Raw genomic sequence first — 422 nt, forward strand, 5'->3', positions numbered from 1 at the left:
CAGCGACACTTCGAACGTGCGCAGGTTGCGGTTGTTGATGCCGATCATCGGCGCCGGCACCTGCAGCGCACGCTCCAGCTCGTCGATGTCGTGCACTTCCACCAGCACGTCCATGCCCAGCGACAGCGCCAGTTCGGACAGCGTGGCCAGCTGGGTGTCGTCCAGCGCGGCGACGATCAGCAGGATGCAGTCGGCGCCCAGCACGCGTGCCTCGTACACCTGGTAGGCGTCGATGACGAAGTCCTTGCGCAGCACCGGCAGCGTGCACGCCTCGCGCGCCTGCTGCAGGTAGGCGTCGGCGCCCTGGAAGAAGTCCACGTCGGTCAGCACCGACAGGCAGCTGGCGCCGCCGAACTCGTAGCTGACGGCGATGTCGGCCGGGCGGAAGTCCGGGCGGATGACGCCCTTGGACGGGCTGGCCT

The 422-nt window shown here is 68.5% G+C and carries 1 protein-coding gene; it reads right to left on the reverse strand.

Going from position 1 to position 422, the window contains the following annotated elements; genetic code table 11:
- Window positions 1-422: indole-3-glycerol phosphate synthase TrpC (locus EEB19_RS26495; RefSeq protein WP_187590301.1), on the reverse strand; the 422-nt coding region annotated here is incomplete at both ends.

Origin of the sequence: Gordonia sp. OPL2 (assembly GCF_003797825.1) — a bacterium.
In the GTDB taxonomy this organism is placed as follows: domain Bacteria; phylum Actinomycetota; class Actinomycetes; order Mycobacteriales; family Mycobacteriaceae; genus Gordonia.